Origin of the sequence: Bacillus sp. B1-WWTP-T-0.5-Post-4, from assembly GCF_009183795.1 — a bacterium.
In the GTDB taxonomy this organism is placed as follows: Bacteria; Bacillota; Bacilli; order Bacillales; family Bacillaceae_G; genus Bacillus_A; species Bacillus_A cereus.
Genome location: NZ_WEIJ01000002.1, coordinates 696639 through 718675 on the forward strand (window position 1 = coordinate 696639; position 22037 = coordinate 718675).

Here is a 22037-nt window from a genome sequence, read left to right on the forward strand (position 1 = left end):
ATATTGTTGTATAATATCTATGAAAGCGCTTATTATTTCAATATACATAATTCAAACTGATTTTATCGAAACATTCTAACTATTATACCTATATTTAAATGCAACAATTATAGCTATTAGTATAGGCATACCAAATATATCCACCCCATTTTTCTGTAAAATTACTTTATAACATGAAAGATTAACTTGGGTGATAAGTTATTGTGAATGTTTTTTTACAAAACAGATAAGTAATAGTGTTTGGTATTATGTAAATTATTGTAATAACATAAGAGTAAAGAAAACATTTACATTGATTATTGATTCATTACTTATTGAAAAAGAGCAAAATGCACCTTTGTATGGAAAAGGATTATATGCATTGGGAGGTTTAAACAAATGACGAGGAAGAATACAACGACAAACCCTTGGGCCAAGTTCCACGGTCCGAACCTTGGTTATGTTATTGAACAGTATGATCTTTACGTAACTGGAGCAGGTTCTGTTGATCCGGAATTACAAGAGCTTTTTGAAATTTTTGGAGCTCCTTCGTTTCAAGATGATGTCGTAACAGGGGACAACACAGCAACACATTTTTCTCCTCAAAACACAGGTAACATTGAAAAAATTCTTAAAGTCGTTCAACTTGTTGAGCAGATTCGTTCTTTCGGGCACACGTTGGCTCACATCAACCCGATGGAAGATGCTGCAAATGGACAATCTCTTCTTGAGAAAGCAATGAGCGAACTGAACGATGCTGACTTGAAAGCGATTCCAGCGAAAACAGTATGGCCAGATGCACCAGAAGGTATTCACACTGCACTTGATGTAATTCATAGATTAAAAGACGTTTATACAAAATCTTTAGCTTATGAATTTTCTCATATACAAGATAGTGAAGAACGCGCGTGGTTGCATCAAATGGTGGAATCAAATTCATTGCGTCAACCACTATCAAATAAAAAACGAACTGCTCTTTTAAAACGTTTAACAGCTGTTGAAGGTTTCGAGCAATTCTTGCATAAAACATTCGTTGGGCAAAAACGTTTCTCTATCGAGGGCGTTGATATGCTTGTACCTGTTTTAGATGAAATTGTTCTAGAAGGTGCTAAAAACGGCGTTGAGGATGTCATGATTGGTATGGCTCACCGCGGTCGCCTAAGCGTACTTGCTCACGTATTAGAAAAACCATATAGCCACATGTTTGCTGAGTTCAAACATGCAAAAATAGAAGGCGCAGTGGCTAATTCTGGCTGGACTGGCGATGTGAAATACCACCTAGGTAGAGAACAAGTCGTTAGTAACGAAGAAGTTAGCACTCGCGTGACATTAGCAAATAACCCGAGTCATCTTGAGTTCGTGAATCCTGTAGTAGAAGGTTTCGCACGTGCTGCTCAAGAGAATCGTAAAAAATCTGGTCTTCCAGATCAAGATACTTCAAAATCATTCGTAATTTTAGTTCATGGTGATGCTGCATTCCCTGGTCAAGGTATTGTATCTGAGACACTCAACTTAAGCAGATTGAACGCGTATCAAACAGGCGGAACGATTCATGTTATCGCAAACAATGCAGTTGGTTTTACGACTGATAGCTATGATTCTCGTTCTACGAAATATTCTAGTGACCTTGCAAAAGGTTTCGATATTCCGATTGTTCACGTGAACGCTGATGATCCGGAAGCTTGTCTTGCAGCTGCTAACCTTGCGATTCAATATCGCATGTTGTTCAAAAAAGATTTCTTAATCGATTTAATTGGTTACCGCCGCTACGGTCATAACGAAATGGATGATCCAGCAGTTACGCAACCACAAGTGTACAAAAAAATTAAAAACCATCCAACTGTAAGAGCAATTTATGCAGATCAATTACAAGCTGCTGGTGTTCTAAATGCAGATGAGGTTGAAACAATTACACAGTTTACACAAGAGCAATTAAAATCCGACTATGCACAAGTACCACCAGCTGATACGAGCGACGCAACAATTCACGTTAAAGTACCAGATGTTGTTGCAAAAGGTATTCAGTCAATTGATACTGGTGTTGAGATTGACTCACTTCGTGCAATTAATGAAGGTCTACTATCTTGGCCGGAAGGATTTAACGTATATCCGAAAGTGAAGAAAATTCTTGAGCGCCGTAAAGATGCTCTTGAAGAGAACGGTAAAATTGAATGGGCACTTGCTGAATCGTTAGCATTCGCTTCTATTTTACAAGAAGGTACGCCAATTCGTTTAACTGGTCAAGATTCACAGCGTGGTACATTCGCACACCGTCATATCGTATTACACGATACTGATACAAACGAAACATATTCACCATTGCATCGCTTACCAAACATTAATGCATCGTTCTCTGTTCATAACAGTCCGTTATCAGAGGCTGCTGTTGTTGGTTACGAATATGGTTATAACGTATTCGCTCCAGAAACTCTTGTTATGTGGGAAGCGCAATATGGTGACTTCTCAAATACTGCGCAAGCATTATTTGATCAATATGTTTCAGCTGGAAGAGCAAAATGGGGTCAAAAATCTGGCTTAGTTCTTCTATTACCACACGGTTATGAAGGTCAAGGACCAGAGCACTCTAGTGCACGTCCAGAGCGTTTCTTACAGTTAGCTGCTGAGAATAACTGGACAGTTGCAAACTTAACGAGCGCGGCTCAATACTTCCATATCCTGCGTCGTCAAGCATCTATCTTAGGAACAGAAGCTGTTCGACCATTAGTATTGATGACGCCGAAGAGTTTATTACGTCACCCACTTACGCTTTCAACTGCTAGTCAGTTAAGCGAAGGACGTTTCCAACCTGCTTTAGAACAAGAAAACCTTGGCATGAAACCAAATAAAGTAAAACGTCTTGTTTTAAGCACAGGTAAAATGGCGATTGACTTAGCAGCAGAAATCGAGTCGGGTAAACATGAGTACAACTTAGACGAAGTTCATGTCGTTCGTATTGAGCAATTGTACCCATTCCCTGCTGAGAAAGTTCAATCTATTATTAAACGCTTTAAAAACTTAGAAGAAATCATTTGGGTTCAAGAAGAACCTCGTAATATGGGCGCATGGCATTACATGGCTCCAATTCTGTTCGAACTTGCTGGAGATAAAGTGAAAACGGGCTACATTGGACGTCCTGATCGCTCTAGTCCATCTGGCGGCGATCCATTCGCTCACAAAGCTGAGCAAGAGCTAATTGTTGCACATGCTTTAGATGTAAAGTATAACTTCCGTCAAGATAAACAAGAAATTGAAGTTTACAGCAACTAAAAAGTAACAATGAAGGTTTCTAGCTTGTTCCTTGGGCAGATATTCTGCCCAAGGCCAGGCTAACAAATGGAGATTACCGAAGACAAAAGAAGAAAAAACACACCGTTAGGCAAATAAGGGGAGGACATTTAAAATGATCGAAATTAAAGTACCTGAGCTTGCAGAATCTATTACTGAAGGAACTATTTCACAATGGCTTATCAACGTAGGCGACAAAGTTGAGAAAGGTGGCAGCGTTGTTGAGCTTGAAACTGATAAAGTCAATGTAGAAATCATTGCAGAAGATTCAGGTATTGTATCGAAGTTACTAGGCGAACCTGGGGATACAGTTGAAGTTGGCGCAACTATCGCAATTTTAGATGCTAATGGAGCACCAGTTGCAGTAAGTACACCTGCACCAGTGGCTGAGCAACCAAAACAAGAAACAGCTGAAGCACCGAAAGCTGCGGCACCAAGTGCTGAGCAAACTGCAACACTACAAGGGTTACCAAATACAAACCGTCCTATCGCATCACCAGCTGCTAGAAAGATGGCTCGTGAATTAGGAATCGACTTAAACGACGTACGTAGTACAGATCCACTTGGACGCGTGAGACCACATGATGTACAAGCTCATGCTGCAGCACCAAAAGAAGCACCAGCTGCTCCAAAGAGTCCAGCTCCTGCTCCAGTTGCAAAAACGGAATTCGAAAAACCAGTTGAGCGCGTGAAAATGTCCCGCCGCCGTCAAACAATTGCAAAACGTCTTGTAGAAGTTCAACAAACATCTGCAATGTTAACAACATTTAACGAAGTTGATATGAGTGCGATCATGGAATTACGTAAAGAACGCAAAGATGCTTTCGAGAAAAAACATGATGTACGTCTTGGCTTCATGTCATTCTTCACAAAAGCAGTTGTTGCAGCATTAAAACAATTCCCATTATTAAATGCTGAAATTCAAGGTGACGAGCTTATCATTAAAAAATTCTATGATATCGGTATTGCAGTAGCAGCTCCAGATGGATTAGTTGTTCCAGTTGTACGCGATGCTAACCAATTAAACTTCGCTGAAATCGAAAGCGAAATTCGTGAATTAGGTAAAAAAGCACGCGATAACAAACTTTCATTAAAAGAACTACAAGGTGGTACATTTACAATTACAAACGGTGGTGTATTCGGTTCTCTAATGTCAACACCGATCCTAAATAGCCCTCAAGTTGGTATTTTAGGAATGCATAAAATCCAAGTACGCCCAGTTGCAATTGATAACGAGCGTATGGAAAACCGCCCAATGATGTACATTGCTTTATCTTACGATCACCGCATTGTTGATGGTAAAGAAGCAGTTAGCTTCCTTGTTGCTGTTAAAGATATGCTTGAAGATCCAAAGTCATTATTATTAGAAGGTTGATAGATTAAAAATCTATTAAAGGCTGTAGAATGATTCATTCTACAGCCTTTTTTTATTGTGTTCATACGGGACAAATTTCATGACATAAGGTAATAATGTATGCCTAAACGTAAGGAGGATTAAAATGAATAACCTTCCAATTCATGCAAAACTTAAAGTAAATAAGGATACTTTCTTCCTCCCCGATTCAAACGGGGGTGTCTATTTTCGAAATAACGCCAGTTCATTTCGTATGGACGGTGATGGAATTTATGACTGGATTGAAAAATTAATGCCAATGTTTAACGGGAATTATTCTTTAGCCGAAATAACCGATGGCCTCCCTCTCCCCTATCAAAACCGTGTATTTGAAATTGGAGAGATTTTATATGAAAATGGTTTCGTTCGTGATGCAAATCAAGATGCACCTCATGAATTAAACAGTACATTACTCGACAGATATGCTTCGCAAATTGAATTTTTAGAAGCCGATTCTCATTCAGGTGCTTTAAAATTCGAAACGTACCGCGGAGCAAATGTCCTTGTACTTGGTTCTGGGGATATGCTCACTTCCTTAGTTTCTTCTTTATTAGAATCTGGTTTACCTACATTTTATTACCTCGTTACAGATCGGGATGAAACAAACTATGACAGAATACATGAGCTAATAGAACGTGCATATGAAGTTGATAACAGTGTACTCCTTCAAGAAATCGATACTACAATTGACCGTCCCTTGCATGAAGTATTCGAACCTTTTGATTGGATTTTATATGTTTCTCAAAACGGAGACATTGACGGTTTAAAAACAGTTCACACTATTTGTAGAGAAACGAAAAAGAATTTTATACCAGCTATTTGTTTATCAACACTCGGTATAGCTGGACCTGTCGTAATGGAAAACCGTGATGAATGCTGGGAATCCGCATGGCATCGACTACATGAAACGACTTTGCAAAATGAAAATTCATCGGATTCCTTCTCACAAATTACATCTGCCATGTTAGCAAATGTAATCGTTTTTGAATTGTTTAAACATGTCGCGGATGATTCATATCGTGAAAAAGAATCACAATTCTTTTTATTAAACTATGAAACACTTGAAGGAACGTGGCATCCTTTTATAAAACACCCTCTTGCAACTGATGAAAGTTTTACAATTGATACGATAGAAAATCTTTCTGAAAAACTTGAGCATCGGTCGAACCAACATACTTCAACTGATGTATTCCGCTTTTTCGACTCATTAACTTCTAAAGAAGCCGGTATATTCCATGTATGGGATGAACAAGATTCATATCAATTACCGTTATCACAGTGCTATATTCAAGTAGCCACTCCACTATCAGATGGCCCAGCTCCCCTTCTGCCTCTTATGACTTGCAGTGGATTGACTCATAATGAAGCACGCCGAGAAGCCGGTTTAACAGGAATTGAAACATATGTAGCAGAAATCATTCACCGCCTTATTCCTGAACATAACGATATCGGTATCGGTGCTGGAGAAACGATGACAGAAGGATTTTACCGGGCACTACAACAACATTTAAACAATAAACTGTATGAGCGGCAGTCACATATGCTAGAAGAACTTACAACGATTGATTTAACTGATATTCACGATAAACATTGTAGATTTTATTACGATGCTCTTGCTACAATTCATGAAACACCTAAAATTGCAATGAGTGAAGAGATTCTCAGTTTTCCAGTCATTTGGATTGGTATAAATGATAGATGGTACGGTGCATCTAATATTAATATGACGTTAGCGTTACGAAGCGCACTACAACTATCACTGCTACACATTCAAAGTGAAGAGACTCCTTACAGAGCTAATATCTTGCCTGAATCATCTATTATTTTATATGACACGGATTCTTTTAGAGTGGAAATACAAGCGGAAGAAGAAATTCCAAGTGTGCAATCTTTACAGCTTGCCTTACAGCATTTAGAAGAACATAATTTTTATCCCTTCGTGTTTGATTTAGCAATCGAACCATTTTTGAAAGAAAACTTAGACGGTGTGTATGGGGTATTAATTGCAAAGGAGGACGGTCTATGACTCAAAATATATTACTTATAGGGGATGGCCTTCTTGCAGACTATGTACATGATCAATTATGCAAACAATATTCCATCATTCGTCAGCATACCCTTACAGAAGAACTTCCTGAAAATATTCATCTCGCTCTCGTATTACATGACGGATCTCCTTCTACTATTCATCATGACGCTGAGCTAATTTTTCGGTCAAATCATATTCCGTGGTTACGTGGTTTTACTTCATTTGGCGAAGGTATTATCGGTCCTTACATTCATCCTCTTACGCCCGGATGTTCCCATTGTTCTGATGGACGCCGTTTTATCGCTGGCTTTGATCAAAAAGAAATGTGGGAACTACAACGGAAATATGCCTTTAAAGCAGATAATGTAACGAGGCGTGATGTACGTGCCACCCAAAATGGAATGTTACAAATGTGCCATCTTATTTGCGCAGAAACAGAAAAAATATTAACTCATAATCATTCTTCTTTAGAAAATGAACTTATTTTACTAAACTTACAAACATTACAATGTACGCGGCATTCTTTTCTTCCAGATCCTCTCTGTCCTGTATGTAGTAATTTACCTGATGATACTGCGGATGCGGCGGAAGTTTCTTTACAACCGAGTTTAAAAGTAAGCACCGAAACGTATCGCTGCCGTTCCATTCATGAATTAAACACATTTTTAACGCGAGACTATTTAGATTATCGGGTCGGTATGTTGAACGGCAAAATGCAGCATTCATTATTACCATTCGCTGACGTCATTATAAACATGCCATTAATGTTCGGAAATGAAGGTGTTGCAGGCCGAACTCATTCATTTGCAGTGAGTGAAGCAACTGCTATTTTAGAAGGTTTAGAACGATATTGCGGTATGTCGCCTCGCGGGAAAAAGACAAATGTGCATGGTAGTTTTCATGATTTAGAGGAACATGCACTAAATCCCCTCACACTCGGTGTACATGCAAATGAACATTACAATCGTGATAATTTTCCATTTAAGCCGTTTGATCCTGATTATGAGCAAAACTGGGTATGGGGATATTCTTTATCACAAAACAGACCGCTTTTAGTTCCTGAATCAATTGCTTATTATAGCCTCGGTCATCGAGATGCTTTCGTGTATGAAACATCAAATGGATGTGCAATTGGCGGTAGTTTAGAAGAAGCGATTTTTCACGGTATTTTAGAAATTGTAGAGCGTGATGCCTTCTTACTCACTTGGTATGCAGAATTACCTCTTCCCCGCCTTGATCTGAGTTCAGCAAATGATACAGAATTACAATTAATGATCCAGCGGTTACGTACGATTACCGGGTATGAATTACACGCTTTTAATGCGACGATGGAACACGGCATCCCGAGCTTATGGGTAATTGCAAAAAATACGCGTGAAAATGGAATGAACGTTGTTTGTGCGGGAGGCGCTCATTTAGATCCTATTCGAGCCTTAAAAAGCGCCATTCAAGAAATAGCAGGCATGTTACTAATAACAGACGATGAGCTCGAGCACAAAAGAGAATACTACGAAAAGTGCTTACAAGATCCTTATTTCGTTAATAAAATGGAAGACCATAGTATGCTGTACGGATTGAAAGAAACGGAAGAACGTCTTCACTTCCTTTTACGAGAAGATGCACCGGTGCAAACGTTCCAAGAAATAAATGTATCACAATCATTTGATATGGATTTAACATCCGATCTCCACCAACTTTTAAATCGTTTGCATCAATCTGACCTTGAAGTAATCGTTGTAGATCAAACCGTTCCCCTTATAGAAAAGAACGGACTACACTGTGTAAAAGTTATTATTCCAGGTATGTTACCGATGACGTTCGGACACCATCTTACTCGGGTTACAGGACTGGACCGGGTATATACCGTACCGATGACACTTGGATATACAGACGAACCTTTAACAAATGAAAGATTAAATCCACATCCACATCCGTTTCCATAGTAAAGGAGGGATTTCATGCAGCTAGATACTTTTTTACATCATCTCCATTTCTCTATCGATGAAATTATGCCAAATCATGAGGTGGACTGGAAAGACGCACCGCTTCCTTATAAATTATATCGAAATGTACCTACCATCCCGCTCTCCTTAGAAATCCCGTTATCTTTATCGAACTCTTCTACTACACCTACTCTAAATGAGATTGGTCACTACCTTTGGTATTCATTTGGTGTAACACAATTATGTCAGCTAAATAGCGAGAGAAATGTATTACGTAGATCCATTCCTTCAGGTGGTGCCTTATACCCGAATGAATTGTATATCTATTTAAAGATTGACGATTATCCAGACGGCATTTACCATTATGACGCCGCGCATCACCGACTTATTTTACTTCGCGAAGGAAATTTCGATTCTTATTTAGCAGACGCACTCGGTAATCGCTGTAACATACAGGATTGTTTCGGTGCTGCATTCGTATCCACTATGTTTTGGAAAAACTTCTTTAAATACAATAACTTTTCATATCGACTTCAAGGATTAGATAGTGGTGTTCTCATCGGACAATTACTTGAATGTGCCAAACAATTCGGTTACACAAATGGCGTATACTTTCAGTTTCTAGACCGTGCACTGAACCATTTACTCGGATTGTCAGAAGGTGAAGAAAGTGTGTATGCCGTTATCCCTTTAAGTACAGAGCCAGAAACTAATTGGTTTCACAATGATTACCGTGAAAATAAAACAGTTACTTCTCATGAGTTGTTGCAACAAATTCCGCCGCTCGCACATGAACATTTCGTTCGCTCAAAACATGTAGATGAATATCCGATGATAACAAAAATAAATGAAGCTTCTATGATCGAATCGACAGCACACTTCCAAACACTAGCTCATGAAGAGCACTATCAACATCATGAGTATGCTGTACAACTGCCGAAAGTAGAGCGTTTATCTTATGATTTCTTGCAACTTTGCAGAAAACGGTATTCCCCTGATGCTGACTTTACTTTAACGAAATGGGATGCAGCTGAGCTCGCTACTTTACTACAAGAAGCGAGCCTCTCCTTCCCCTATTACAACGACCTTGATGGTAAGTATACAAATAAAAATACACGCGTCTCCTTATATGGATGTTTTTATAACGTGAAAAATATTGAAAACGGAGCTTACGCTTATAACAGTAAAACACATTCCATACAACCAATTCGATATGGAGACCTTCGCTACCCACTTCAGTCTAGTATGACGATGGATAACGTAAACCTTTTTCAAGTACCACTTTGCCTACATGTAGTCGGAAAGAAAGATTATTATACAAATGCATTAGGCTATAGAGGGTACCGTATCCATCAAATGGAAGCAGGTATACTCGTTCATAAACTCGTTTTTGCAGCGACCGCGATGGGGATGGGCGGGCATCCTTTACTTAGTTTTGATACAAATTCATGTGATCAATTGTACGGAATAGATGCTGGGAATGAAACATCTCTTATTCAAGTTCCAGTTGGGGCATATCGAGCGCGGAATTGGTTAAAAGGGGCTTTGCATTGTTAGAAGCACGCCGTCTATCGGCGTGCTTTTTTACTAGATTAACTTAAAAATACTCTTAATTTGTCTAGCAAATAACCAATTTTTCGTACCGTAGTTATCATTTAAACTATCTAAATTGATAGATTGTCCGTTAGCAAACTTTAATTCTAACGTAGTATTTTTGTCATTTGTTTTTAAGTTACTATTTGTAATGTCATCATACTTTAATTTTTCAATCTCAATATATTCGTCTTTTTCTTGTCCAATCACGACATGGTCTTGGAAGAAGAAAAATACTTCTACTTTTTTACCGAAACAAAATACATTTTTCGTATAAATTAATGTCGCGTTATCAAGTCCGACACATACTTCTTTCATTTCTTCCACAACGTGTCCAAAGTCTTCTTCATGTCTTGCATTTGATTCAGCAATCCATTCTTCGATTGTTTTCATGTTAATTGCCATACTGCGCCCCCTGGTTCATTCATTGCTTCGTTTAAAAAATAAATACTATATGAAAATATAAGCGATACGTAATATGTTTTCAAGGGGAAAGGGTATATTCAAAATAAAGTGAAACTTTATTTACTCCCTCATTGTAAAAAAAATAGCACTTTAAAAAGTGCTATTCCGCTCTCCTTGCCGCTTGCTGAATTGGGTCCCAAACGCTGTTATATGGTGGTGCATAACTTAAGTCGACATCTTCTAAATCGTGAATACTCATTTTATTGAAAAGTGCCATTGCAATCACATCAATCCGTTTATCTACGCCTTCTTCTCCAATTACTTGCCCGCCCAATAATTGTTTCGTATCGGATCGATATAGTAATTTCAAGTAAAGTGGTTTTGCATTTGGATAATAGCCCGCCATATTTGTAGAATCTACTTTAACTGTTTTATACGGGATGTGTAGCCCTTTCGCTTCTTTTTCATTTAATCCTGTTCTTGCAAGCGTCAAATCCATAAATTTAATAATACCTGTACCTAACGTACCTTTAAAGGCTCTTCGTTTATCCAGCATGTTCAGTCCAGCAAGTCGCCCTTGTTTATTGGCAGTCGTTCCGAGCGGGATATGATCATGAATTTCCTTTATAACGTGGTAATGTGTTGCGCAATCACCAGCTGCATATACGTCTTGCACATTCGTTTGCATATATGCATTTACTTCAATTGCCCCTTTATGATTCTTACGTATATTTGTCCCTTCAAGAAAATCAGTATTTGGCTTCACTCCGACAGATACTAAAACAAGATCCGCTTTATACGTACCTTTATCCGTTTCAACTGCTTCTACTCGTTCATTCCCTTTGAATGCTTTTACATTTTCATTCGTTAAAATTTCAATATGATGTTTATCTGCTTCTTTATGTATGTACTCTGCCATATCTGCATCATAAATCGTACCGATATGATCATTTCGCTCAATCATTCTTACTTTCTTACCAAGTTCGACGAATGTTTCTGCCATCTCAAGTCCAATGGCACCACCGCCAATAATCGTTACATCTTCAACTTTATTCGTTTCTAGCGTTTTTAATATGCGCTCAGCATCAGGAATTGTTTTTAAAAGATGAACGCCTTGTAATTCCCGTCCTTCCCATTCTGGCATAACAGGACGCACTCCAGTCGCAATTAATAATCGATCGTACGGAAATTCAAAGACATCTTTCGTCTTCGTATGCTCTGCGTACACCATTTTCTTTTCCGTATCTACTTTCGTTACTTCATGACGCACTTTCGCATCAATTCCATATTTCTCACGAAACGTCTTTACGTTACGCGCGATTAACTTTTCAGTTGAAGCGATAGCACCACTAATGACATACGGTAATCCACACTGAGCGTATGAATAAATTTCACCTTTTTCTAAAGTTACAACATTTGCATTTTCATCGTTTCTAACAATTTGCATCGCTGCACTCATACCAGCTGCATCTCCGCCAATAATGACATAGTTCACTTTACCACTCCTTCTTTTTTACATACTCTTTACGTTTTCCATATTTTATCGAAATAACACCTACTTCCATTGTAAAGAAAGAGAATTTCATCTTCAAATTTTGTGCACAAACCTATGCTTGAATAGGTAACTGTCGTGTCTTATAAACAATATGTTTAATATGCTATAACAGTAACAATTGAAAGTAGGTGAAACATACATGTGCGCCGGCCTTCTCGCTCAAACTCCAGAGGAACCGAAAGAACCAAAACCCGCCTTGTCGCTTGATCAAGAATTCTCTATTAACGCAACCATCTATAGTGCTCGTGCTTGGTTATCTAATGATGAGACTTTCCCACAAACGATTTGGAAAGGCTCTCGCTTCGCTTCAGCATCACACGCTGGCAAGTCCATCTTACCAATCGGCACTGTAAAAATTTTGAACTTATCTGATGATACAATAACAGTTACTGCATCATCAGAATCAGATGATAATCTCAAAATAGTCGTACCCCCTCATTCTGAAGGTGTTTTAACATCTAATGGTTTATCTGATGTGCAAGCAAGTACATCAGGAGGAGCAAGTAAAGTCACATTTCTCTTTCATATCTTTTTCTCAAGGGATCCTGGTTCAGATAAAAAACCATAAAAAGGTACAGTTATGCACTGTACCTTTTTTCCTGTGTTCTATTCTCTTGATTTGATTAGTTCAATATTATAAGTTTCGATATCTGTTAACTTTCCTTTAAAATAAGGATTTTCTCTATACCAAGACTGTTTTGCAAAATACGCTTGCATATCTTTCGTTTGAAAAATATGTCCATGCCTTGCATATATTTCATTTCTAGCAATTTTCAACTGCTCTTTCGATAAATATGTTAAATCTGCGCTCGTTAATTTTCGAATATCACTATCAGGAAAGATGAAACCATTATATACATACCCAGTCGCGGGCGTTGGAGTAACATTATAAACAACTGTTTTTTCTGTACTTTTCTTTTGGAATGGAAGATTATAAGACGAAAGTGCCGTTACCGTCTCTACTTGTGTCGTTTCCCGTCCGCTTTCTCCATTTCGTTCTAAATAAATCGTCGCACTTCCATCAGTCGCTACTGGCCCCCATGTAATTTCTTCTCCTGCCAGCGCTGTAACCGGTTTTTGATTTACGTACAATGTTGCACCCGGCGCGTTCGTTTGAACTGTAATATATTGACCTTGCAACGTTAAATCTATCGTTACGTTATTTTGGCTCTGTTTCATAAGTACAACCTTTTCCTCACGAGATAATTTTACATAGTCATTTTTATAATCTGATTGAAACACTTGATTTCCCGGAAGAAATGGCCCATATTGCTTCTCAAACCTTTTGTCATCTGTCTTATCAATTTCTTTTCCGTTCATTTTTAACGATACGCCTTTTTCATTTGTAAGCAAAGTTGTATAGTACGTCTTCGCTTTCAATTTATATCGATCAAATATAAAGAAATACTTTCCGTCTTTCGTTAATGAAAAATCAGCTCTTTCTATTCCGTCCCGTTGTTTTTCACCTTGTCTCAAATATCCTTTTAATTCATTTACGTAAGATGGATTTTCTTTTATATATGAAAATAGGGGCTTTACACTCTCTCTCGTTATCATAACCGATGGATCATCTGCCGTAACGATCTCAGCTAATTTCTCTCCGTCCCTCTCTTGTAAAATCGTAATCATCCGGTCTACTTGTGCCAGCTGCGTATAATACGACGATCCGTACAAATACAATCCAATAATCACTATAACAAATAACGCTAACAGTGTAATGCCAACTTTTGCACCACCGCTCATGTTCTTCTTTACTACAGGACGTCCCCTCTTCGACCCGCAGTTTTGACAAAATTGCAAACCATCTTCAAACTGAACTCCGCACTTTGTACATACATTCATTCAGTCAACCACCTTTTCATTAGAAGCCAGTTATTCCCTGTGTTAAGGCTTGAATTATCGTGCTAATGTAAGACCAAAGTACAATGAACGTTGCAATTCCAATTAAAACATTTGCAATAATAAGTGTGTAAACGAGATCTAATCCGCCATTGTCTAGCTTTAATACGGCTACAGTTATACTAATCCCTATATAAGTTGCAGCTACGGATAATAATATAGGTAAGAAAAAGATTAATAAGAAACTAAAAAGAAAAGAAAGGACTAATATGACAATAGCCGGCGTCGCTATCGTTCCCCATATACCAAATACTTCAAGAAACGAAAAAGATGATTTCATCATCTTGCCACTTACAAAAATAATAAATCCGACAAATAAAATTAAAATTAATAAAAAGAAAAAGACCGTTATAGATTCTCCAAAAAACGTGGGAGTAGATATATCTGGTGCAAATGTTCTCGTAACTGCTGATGCTGCACTCATCATTCTATAAAAAATACATGCTCCTAAAAAACAAATAAGAACAAGACTTACAATTCCATTTCGCACTTCAATAGCGCCGCTTTTCATAATCGCTGTCGGTGCTTGTAATGCATGTTTAAAAAATTGAAAATAGCCGCTCGCAAACCGTTTCGCTTGCTCTACCGTTTCATTTGGCCGAGCTTCCTTTGCTTGTGCCGCACGTGCTTGTTCCGGCCCTTCTTCTTGGCCACTACTTGCCACTACTTCTTCCGTTAACGAATGTCCACAATTCCCGCAAAACTTTGCCTCCGCTGCATTTTCTGTATGACATGACGGACATTTCATTCTCTTATCCCTCCTTAAGCATATACCATATAGGGTGTTACAAGTTCAATATATGACTTTGGACATAAAACATGACTACAAGAAAAAGATTCTGAAATCCTTCTTCCGAAAGAAAATATATGTGCTAGTAATCTTGAAAAAAAATGCTATTATGAAACAGAATAAATAATATTTTTAACAGATTGGATGACTGGCAATGGAATTGGTAAACTCAATTTTTCAAATACTCCTTACAAGCGTAATCCAATTATTATCTTTAATTGGCGTTATCATTGTAATTGGATTTCTATTAGGCTATTTAGAATCTCTCACACGCATGTATTGGTCGAGAGCTTTCGGAAGAAAAGGATTCCTATTAACGGCTTGGATTGGTGTTCCGATTCACGAACTTGGACATGCCATTATGTGCGTGCTGTTCCGTCATAAGATTGTAGCAACGCAGTTCTTCCCGACAGATACAAGTCAAGGGGCTTTAGGTTACGTACAACATCAATACAATCAAAAAAGTGTGTATCAACGGATTGGGAATTTCTTCATCGGCATTGGGCCTATTATTTCTGGTATTACTGCACTAATCCTTTTAATGCGCTATTTCGTACCAGAATCATATTTTTTATTTAATACAACTCTCGAAAAAACGATTGCTTCTACCTCTATTAATATAGAAATGATCCAAAACATGCTCTTGTCGACGTTTGTATTATTGAAAAGCTTATTTACAATCGGTAATTTATTGAATCCTTCCTTTTGGTTATTTTTATTTATCGCCATTTGCATTTCCGCACATATCGCTTTAAGTAAACCAGACATTAAAGGATCAATAGACGGAGTTATCGTCATGTTTATCGTTTTATTTTTATTCAACATCATCGCGGGACTGTTTCAATACGACAGTAACCAGCTACTTGGACAGGTTATGAAATATAATATGTATCTCATTGCGTTTTCTAGTGTAGCACTGCTTTTCTCTTGTATTTCTACACTTGTAAGTTTTGGGTTTTATAAAATAAGAAGAGGGCGTTCTTTTTGAACGCCCTCTTCTTATTAATTATTCCCCTTATAATCACAATGCTCAACCGGAACACGAGCATGCCCCTCTTCATCGGTACACCATGACTGTGATTGGAATGCAAGAAAGATACCAATCCATTCTTCTTCCTTCTCGAAGTGAATGAGTATTCCTCCGTCTTGCCATATGCCATCATCACCTTGCCATTTTTCTACATTCCCTTGATTCATGTGAATATCATGTATACCGTTTCCTGGTTTGAAATGAAAATAGGAATCTGGTGTATTTTCTTCTGGTCCCCATCTTTCGCCAAATGCGTAAATAATTGCTTTTTCTTCTATCGCTCGTTTTATATAACGTTCTATTTTTTCATTTAAATCATTATCTGCTCCTGCTTTTTCGGGAGGCAAAGGAATCATTTGTTTTGAGTCAAATAGATTTCCTCTTACATAATCTAAAGCTACTTTCGGTTCATTGTTTTTTATTTCTGTAAAACCGAATGGTAATGTCGGTAAAATATGAATCGCCTCTGACCTAATATTGTTACTCGCAAAATATAAAACTTCCGACGGATAACTTTGCGATTTTACGTTAATTGCAATACGATAATCTACTCCTGTCTCGCCCTGTAAATGAACTTGATAATGAGGTGTTTTCCCTTTTCCAATCTTTGATTGTATAACTGTACCTTTTAACACACCGTAGTTTTTTAGGGGCATACATTTCATCTCCTATTCATTTAGTAGCAGCTATTCATATTTAAATCATTATCCACTCATAAAAAAAATCCTCCTATGTTAGGAGGATTTTTAATTTCTCAACATATACCAAACAATAACCTCTACCACTACAAGTAAAACCGCACCAAAGATCATTAACGTCGTCTTCTTTAATAGTTCATTTTCACGGTAAGGGATATTACATAAGTAAGCACCTAATGTAATCCGTGATGGACAAGCGATTGTCGCTACTGATGATGCAGTGTTTTGAAGGGTTGTGACATATTGCCACGGGAGTGCTACGTTTTGTGCGGTTTGCATTTGTAGTTTTATAAACATTGCATTTGATCCTGCGTTACTACCTGTTAAAAATCCACCAATAGCGCCAATAAACGGAGCAACGAAAACGAAAAATGTTCCAAATGTATCACCAGCTGTCTTTGCGAGTAATGAATGCATGCCTGATGCACCCATTAGTTCTGAAATGGCGATAAACATTGTCGTCGTAATCGCAAAAGGAATCCATTGTTTGATCGTTTGCGAGAGTGATTGTTTAATAATATTAGACGGGATGCGGAAGAAAATAATAGTAAATAAGCAAGTCATACCGAGCCAAAATCCTGGTGAATATAGTAACTCTAGTTTGTAAGAGTATGATTTCAAATCAAGAACCGCATATGATCTGAACAAATCATGTAATGCTGGAACGAGGCGAGAAAGTAAAATACAAACTGTTAGAAATATATAAGGGCTAATAATTTTTATAATGGATACTTCTCTCTCCGTTGCAGCCGCATGTTCTGTTATAAGATTTTGCCCACTTTTTCCTTTTAATTTAATGATAAGAAAGCCAAATGTAATCGTAACGATAGAACTTAATATCCCGGCTAGTTCAACACTTACGTACGCATTAGAAAGATAGATTCCGAGAGAAAATAATAGAAAGAATCCTACTCCTTCTTTCCACTTTTCTATAACCGCTTGCCAGCCGCCAACAACGTGTAAAGAAAGAATAACAAAGTAAGCAAACATCGGAATACTTAATAGCGCTGTATTTGTACCAAGTGTTGTAAGAGGCATATTTATTAGCTGCGAACCGATAATCGTACCAGTTGCCATTGCGCCCCATGAACTAGCTAGTAAGCCGATGAATGAGAGCAGTACAGCTTGAAATGGTTTATATCCTAGTGAAAGAAAAATAGGTGCTGCAACCATGAAGCCGATACCGAATCCACTTACTGATTCAATAAGCGGGCAAATGCCAAAACACATAAGCAGCATTTGTAATAAGCGATCCTGAGTAACTTCTTCTAGAAAACGTGCTACTTGATCGATGTACCCCATTTTGTTCATGAGGTGAAATAAAAAAATACCGAAAAATAAAACGTACCCTACAATAAAACAAATTAACCATCCTTTAATCGTTGCGTGTACAGTTTCACTTATCCCTAATTGAAACGTTGGCGAGAGTAAAACGATTCCAACAGACACAGCATAAGAAATTAACGAAGACCTTAATGACGTTTGTTTAAATAAAAATAAACAAATGAAAATCATCATAATTGGGATAAGTGCCAACAATATGGCCATATTATCATCTCATTTCATTTAAAATACAATTTTTAACTATTATATAACAGATGTTGTAATTTTCAATTGTTTTTAAAACAGATTTAAAAAAGGAGCCAAACGGCCCCTTTTCATTCACTCCCATTTTCTATTATCCTGAAAAACTGTCTGCTGTCCGATTATTTTTTTCAACACAACAAACACAATGTAAGTACATATTGCTTGCAATGCAATATTCCAAAATTTCATTAATGTAAATGAATGAATCCGTAGAAATAATTCGTTTAATAATACAATCGAAACGATACTAAATAATTCTATACTAATCGAAAATAGACATATTTCTAAAATAGACTGTTCTTGAATGCGATTTAAGTTGGAAAAGATAAATACATATCCTAAAAATAGAGCCATCAACTCTATTTTCGTCATGCTAATGAGCCAAGCGTATAGCGGTACAGTTAAAAGAAGATATAGTAGTTTACGTCTTAGCATGCCTTCTCACCCTCTAAATTATATGTATTTTCTGTATATTTTAACATTTATTACGCAAAACAAAAAGAAGAGACTACGCCTCTTCTTTTTGTTTTGTTGCATATATTAATTCACATATTTCTTCTCGCTTTTCATTTTCTAAAAGCTCAATGATCTTACTTCCAACGACAACTCCGTCGCATATTGTAACCATTTCTTCTACATGTTCTTTTGTTGAGATGCCGAATCCAGCGACTACTGGTAAGTTGACGTGTGATTTTACTTTTTCTAAGTAACTATGAATCTCCTCTTTAAAGTTTTGACGTACTCCCGTTACGCCCGCTACTGTAACAGCATAAACGAACCCTTCTGATTCACTCGTAATTTTTTCAATTCTTTCAATAGGACTCGTTACGGTAACGAGTGGAATGAGCGCAATGTTTGCCTCTCGAAGTAACGGCGCAATAATATTTTGTTCTTCATACGGTAAGTCCGGAACGATGATGCCGTCTACACCTGCTTCTATACAGTTCTCGATGAATCTCTCTTTTCCGAATGCAAGTACCGGATTTAAATATGTCATAAGAACAAAGGGCATTTGTACTTCTTTCCTTACCTCTGCTAACGCTTGAAAAATGCCTTTTAATGTTACGCCGCTCTCTAGCGCTCGCTTTCCTGCTCTTTGAATCGTTGGGCCATCTGCGACTGGATCTGAAAACGGAATACCAATTTCAACGATGCTTGCTCCAGCCTCATCTAGAAAACGAATTCTTTCTTTTAATTTTTCAAGGCCACCATCTCCGCCCATTACGTACGGAATAAATGCTTTCTTGCCATTTTCAAACGCTGCTTTAATTTTTTCTACTCCCATTTTTTACACCTCTTCCATATAACGTTTTATACTCTCTACATCTTTATCACCACGGCCAGATAAACAAATAACAAGTCCTTCATCTTCCTTCATTTTCGGAGCTAATTTTAATGCGTATGCGACAGCATGCGAGCTTTCTAACGCCGGGATAATGCCTTCTTTTTTCGTTAATAATTGAAATGCTTCTAATGCTTCTTCGTCTGTTATCGACTGATAAGAAACGCGGCCAATATCTTTTAGCAAGCTATGTTCTGGACCAACACCTGGATAATCAAGTCCTGCTGAAATAGAGTGTGCTTCTTGAATTTGTCCTTCTTCGTTTTGCAGAAGATACATCAGTGATCCGTGGAGAACGCCAACGCTTCCTTTCGTTAAAGTTGCTGCATGCTTTTCTGTATGAACGCCTTTTCCAGCTGCTTCTACGCCGTAAAGAGCAACTTCTTCATCATGTACAAATGGATAAAACATTCCCATCGCATTACTGCCACCGCCAATACAAGCAACGACTGCTTCTGGTAACTTTCCTTCTAACGCCTCATATTGTTTTTTCGTTTCATTTCCAATTACACTTTGGAAATCACGTACAATTTGCGGGAATGGATGTGGTCCGAGAACAGATCCCATAATGTAGTGCGTATCATGCACATGTGAAACCCAGTAACGAAGCGCCTCGTTTACCGCATCTTTTAATGTACCACTACCTGCCGCTACACTTTCTACTTTCGCTCCGAGTAATTCCATTCGGAACACATTTAATTTTTGACGTCTTACATCTTCTTCTCCCATAAAAATGACGCATTCTAATCCGAGAAGAGCACATACAGTAGCTGTTGCAACTCCGTGTTGTCCAGCTCCTGTTTCAGCGACAACTTTTTTCTTGCCCATTCGCACTGCAAGTAGTGCCTGACCGATTGTATTGTTAATTTTATGAGCTCCTGTATGGTTCAAATCTTCACGTTTTAAATAAATCTTTGCACCTCCGCAATACTTCGTCAGATTTTCAGCGAAATAAAGCGGTGTTTCTCTTCCGACGTACGTTTTTAAATAATGATTTAATTCCTTTTGAAATGCTTCATCTTGCATCGCTTCTTTATATGCTTCTTCTAGTTCTAGTACAGATTGCATTAACGTTTCTGGAACGTATCGTCCTCCGTATATACCGTAATGTCCTTTTTCATCTGGATATGCGTAGTTCATTTGGAACACTCCTTCGCTTTTATAATAAATTGTTTTATTTTCTCTACATCTTTCTTTCCTTCTGTCTCTACTCCGCTGCTCACATCGACCATGTATGGCCGAACAGTTCGAATTGCTTCTTCTATATTAAGAGCGTTTAATCCACCAGCTAATATCGTTTTCTTTCGCAATTCTTTTGGCATATGCCCAAGTAGTTCCCATGAAAATGTCTTTCCATTTCCTCCATGAAACTTTTCTTTCGGGCTATCAAATAATATATAATCCGTTTCATACCTTTGAGCGTTTTTCATATCCCTCTCTGAAGTTACTCCTAGCGACTTTATACACAGAATATTCAGTCTTCTAATTTGGTAATTGTCTTCATCCCCATGTAGTTGTACATGTGTTAACCCACACTTATCTGCAATTTTCTGGATCACTTCTACTGATTCATTTACGAAAACACCGATTTTTAACACGTTGGCTGGAAGCTCCTGAATGATTTCTTTCGCTCTCTTTGGAGTGATTTTCCGTTTACTTTCTGCAAAAACAAATCCGAGTGCATCTGCGCCGTATTCGCACGCACTTTTCGCTGTTTCCACATCAGTGATGCCGCAAATTTTCACTTTCATATATTCACCTTACAATCTTCAAAAAAACTACTAATAGAAGATGATGTCATAAGCGCCTCTCCAACTAATACACCTTTGGCCCCAGCTCTTTTAACACGAATAATATCTTCTTTTGAATGAATGCCACTTTCACTAATCCAAAGTAGTTTCTCCTCATTCAATCTTTTTCCAAGCTTTTCAGTTTGGCTTAAATCTACTTCGAACGTTTTTAAATTACGATTATTAATGCCAATAACGTGCGGATTTAATACAATCGCAGTTTCTAATTCCTGTTCATCATGAACTTCAACAATCGCTTCCAATCCTTTTTCTAACACGTAGCTATACAACTCTTTTAACTTCTCTTTCGTTAACGCTGCTACAATTAGTAAAATAATATCTGCTCCCGCTTCATATGCTCTATCAATTTGAATCTTATCGATTATGAAATCTTTACATAAAAGCGGAATGTTACTTTCTTCTCTTGCTGTTTGTAAATCGTGAAACGACCCTTTAAAAAATTGACCATCTGTTAAAACAGATACTGTTCCTGCACCACATTTCTCATATGTTCCCACTTGTTTTCGTACGTCAACGTGTAAATTGATATCTCCTTTTGATGGTGATGCTCGCTTTACTTCTGCAATGACAGTAAACTGCTGTAACGCTTCTACAAGTGAATGTGTCTTTCTTTTTGTTTTTACTGGTGTATATATTTCATACAACTCCGCAACTTCCTTTTTCTTCTGTTCTACAATTTCATCTAAAATCGTCCCCAC

At 37.7% G+C, this 22037-nt stretch carries 18 protein-coding genes; 7 read left to right on the forward strand and 11 right to left on the reverse strand.

Going from position 1 to position 22037, the window contains the following annotated elements:
- Positions 1 to 378: 378 nt before the first annotated feature.
- The 5 genes from odhA to GBN91_RS09280 all read left to right on the forward strand — a co-directional run bounded on the left by odhA (position 379) and on the right by GBN91_RS09280 (position 10186).
- Positions 379 to 3246: a 2-oxoglutarate dehydrogenase E1 component gene (odhA, locus tag GBN91_RS09260; protein WP_152121399.1), complete on the forward strand. Its 2868-nt coding sequence runs from the start codon at positions 379 to 381 to the stop codon at positions 3244 to 3246.
- A 133-nt stretch (positions 3247 to 3379) separates the two neighbouring features.
- The gene (gene odhB / locus GBN91_RS09265; protein WP_000569922.1) at positions 3380 to 4639 is read left to right on the forward strand and encodes a 2-oxoglutarate dehydrogenase complex dihydrolipoyllysine-residue succinyltransferase; all 1260 of its coding nucleotides are present in this window, start codon (positions 3380 to 3382) and stop codon (positions 4637 to 4639) included.
- A 124-nt stretch (positions 4640 to 4763) separates the two neighbouring features.
- Entirely contained in the window at positions 4764 to 6683 is a 1920-nt protein-coding gene (locus GBN91_RS09270) for a putative thiazole-containing bacteriocin maturation protein (protein ID WP_001061566.1), read from the forward strand.
- A complete protein-coding gene (locus tag GBN91_RS09275) occupies positions 6680 to 8629 on the forward strand; it encodes a TOMM precursor leader peptide-binding protein (RefSeq protein ID WP_069604603.1) in 1950 nt (649 codons plus the stop codon). The genes GBN91_RS09270 and GBN91_RS09275 overlap by 4 nt, the downstream gene beginning before the upstream one ends.
- Before the next feature lie 15 nt (positions 8630 to 8644).
- Positions 8645 to 10186, forward strand: coding sequence for a SagB family peptide dehydrogenase (locus GBN91_RS09280; protein WP_152121400.1), 1542 nt, complete (start codon positions 8645 to 8647; stop codon positions 10184 to 10186).
- Positions 10187 to 10216: 30 nt separating this feature from the next.
- On the opposite strand, the gene GBN91_RS09285 is transcribed toward GBN91_RS09280, so the two are convergent.
- Positions 10217 to 10627: a DUF3908 family protein gene (locus GBN91_RS09285; protein ID WP_000996781.1), complete on the reverse strand. Its 411-nt coding sequence runs from the start codon at positions 10625 to 10627 to the stop codon at positions 10217 to 10219.
- 160 nt (positions 10628 to 10787) lie between these two features.
- Positions 10788 to 12122 carry a CoA-disulfide reductase gene (locus tag GBN91_RS09290; protein WP_001110231.1) on the reverse strand — a complete coding sequence of 445 codons (1335 nt, stop codon included), beginning with the start codon at positions 12120 to 12122 and terminating at the stop codon, positions 10788 to 10790.
- 199 nt (positions 12123 to 12321) lie between these two features.
- On the opposite strand from GBN91_RS09290, the gene GBN91_RS09295 reads away from it, so the two are divergent.
- A complete protein-coding gene (locus GBN91_RS09295; protein ID WP_000332414.1) occupies positions 12322 to 12750 on the forward strand; it encodes a hypothetical protein in 429 nt (142 codons plus the stop codon).
- A gap of 38 nt (positions 12751 to 12788) precedes the next feature.
- On the opposite strand, the gene GBN91_RS09300 is transcribed toward GBN91_RS09295, so the two are convergent.
- Complete coding sequence (locus GBN91_RS09300) at positions 12789 to 14024, reverse strand: TcaA 3rd/4th domain-containing protein (protein ID WP_001099934.1); 1236 nt, start codon at positions 14022 to 14024, stop codon at positions 12789 to 12791.
- 19 nt (positions 14025 to 14043) lie between these two features.
- Positions 14044 to 14829, reverse strand: a complete 786-nt coding sequence (locus GBN91_RS09305) for a zinc ribbon domain-containing protein (RefSeq protein ID WP_152121401.1) — start codon at positions 14827 to 14829, stop codon at positions 14044 to 14046.
- Positions 14830 to 15025: 196 nt separating this feature from the next.
- Here GBN91_RS09305 and GBN91_RS09310 point away from each other — a divergent pair, with 196 nt between their 5' ends.
- Complete coding sequence (locus tag GBN91_RS09310; protein WP_000424525.1) at positions 15026 to 15859, forward strand: hypothetical protein; 834 nt, start codon at positions 15026 to 15028, stop codon at positions 15857 to 15859.
- Positions 15860 to 15873: 14 nt separating this feature from the next.
- Here the strand turns inward: GBN91_RS09310 and GBN91_RS09315 are convergent, their stop codons facing one another.
- The 7 genes from GBN91_RS09315 to trpC all read right to left on the reverse strand — a co-directional run bounded on the left by GBN91_RS09315 (position 15874) and on the right by trpC (position 22037).
- Positions 15874 to 16557, reverse strand: a complete 684-nt coding sequence (locus GBN91_RS09315) for a DUF2278 family protein (protein ID WP_001128608.1) — start codon at positions 16555 to 16557, stop codon at positions 15874 to 15876.
- A gap of 90 nt (positions 16558 to 16647) precedes the next feature.
- Positions 16648 to 18147: an L-lactate permease gene (locus GBN91_RS09320; protein WP_000996262.1), complete on the reverse strand. Its 1500-nt coding sequence runs from the start codon at positions 18145 to 18147 to the stop codon at positions 16648 to 16650.
- A 114-nt stretch (positions 18148 to 18261) separates the two neighbouring features.
- The gene (locus tag GBN91_RS09325; RefSeq protein WP_000946150.1) at positions 18262 to 18621 is read right to left on the reverse strand and encodes a DUF4029 domain-containing protein; all 360 of its coding nucleotides are present in this window, start codon (positions 18619 to 18621) and stop codon (positions 18262 to 18264) included.
- A 73-nt stretch (positions 18622 to 18694) separates the two neighbouring features.
- Positions 18695 to 19471 carry a tryptophan synthase subunit alpha gene (trpA, locus tag GBN91_RS09330; protein WP_078993529.1) on the reverse strand — a complete coding sequence of 259 codons (777 nt, stop codon included), beginning with the start codon at positions 19469 to 19471 and terminating at the stop codon, positions 18695 to 18697.
- A 3-nt stretch (positions 19472 to 19474) separates the two neighbouring features.
- Positions 19475 to 20668, reverse strand: coding sequence for a tryptophan synthase subunit beta (trpB, locus tag GBN91_RS09335; RefSeq protein ID WP_152121402.1), 1194 nt, complete (start codon positions 20666 to 20668; stop codon positions 19475 to 19477).
- Positions 20665 to 21279, reverse strand: a complete 615-nt coding sequence (locus tag GBN91_RS09340) for a phosphoribosylanthranilate isomerase (protein WP_152121403.1) — start codon at positions 21277 to 21279, stop codon at positions 20665 to 20667. The genes trpB and GBN91_RS09340 overlap by 4 nt, the downstream gene beginning before the upstream one ends.
- The gene (gene trpC, locus GBN91_RS09345; protein WP_000536676.1) at positions 21276 to 22037 is read right to left on the reverse strand and encodes an indole-3-glycerol phosphate synthase TrpC; all 762 of its coding nucleotides are present in this window, start codon (positions 22035 to 22037) and stop codon (positions 21276 to 21278) included. The genes GBN91_RS09340 and trpC overlap by 4 nt, the downstream gene beginning before the upstream one ends.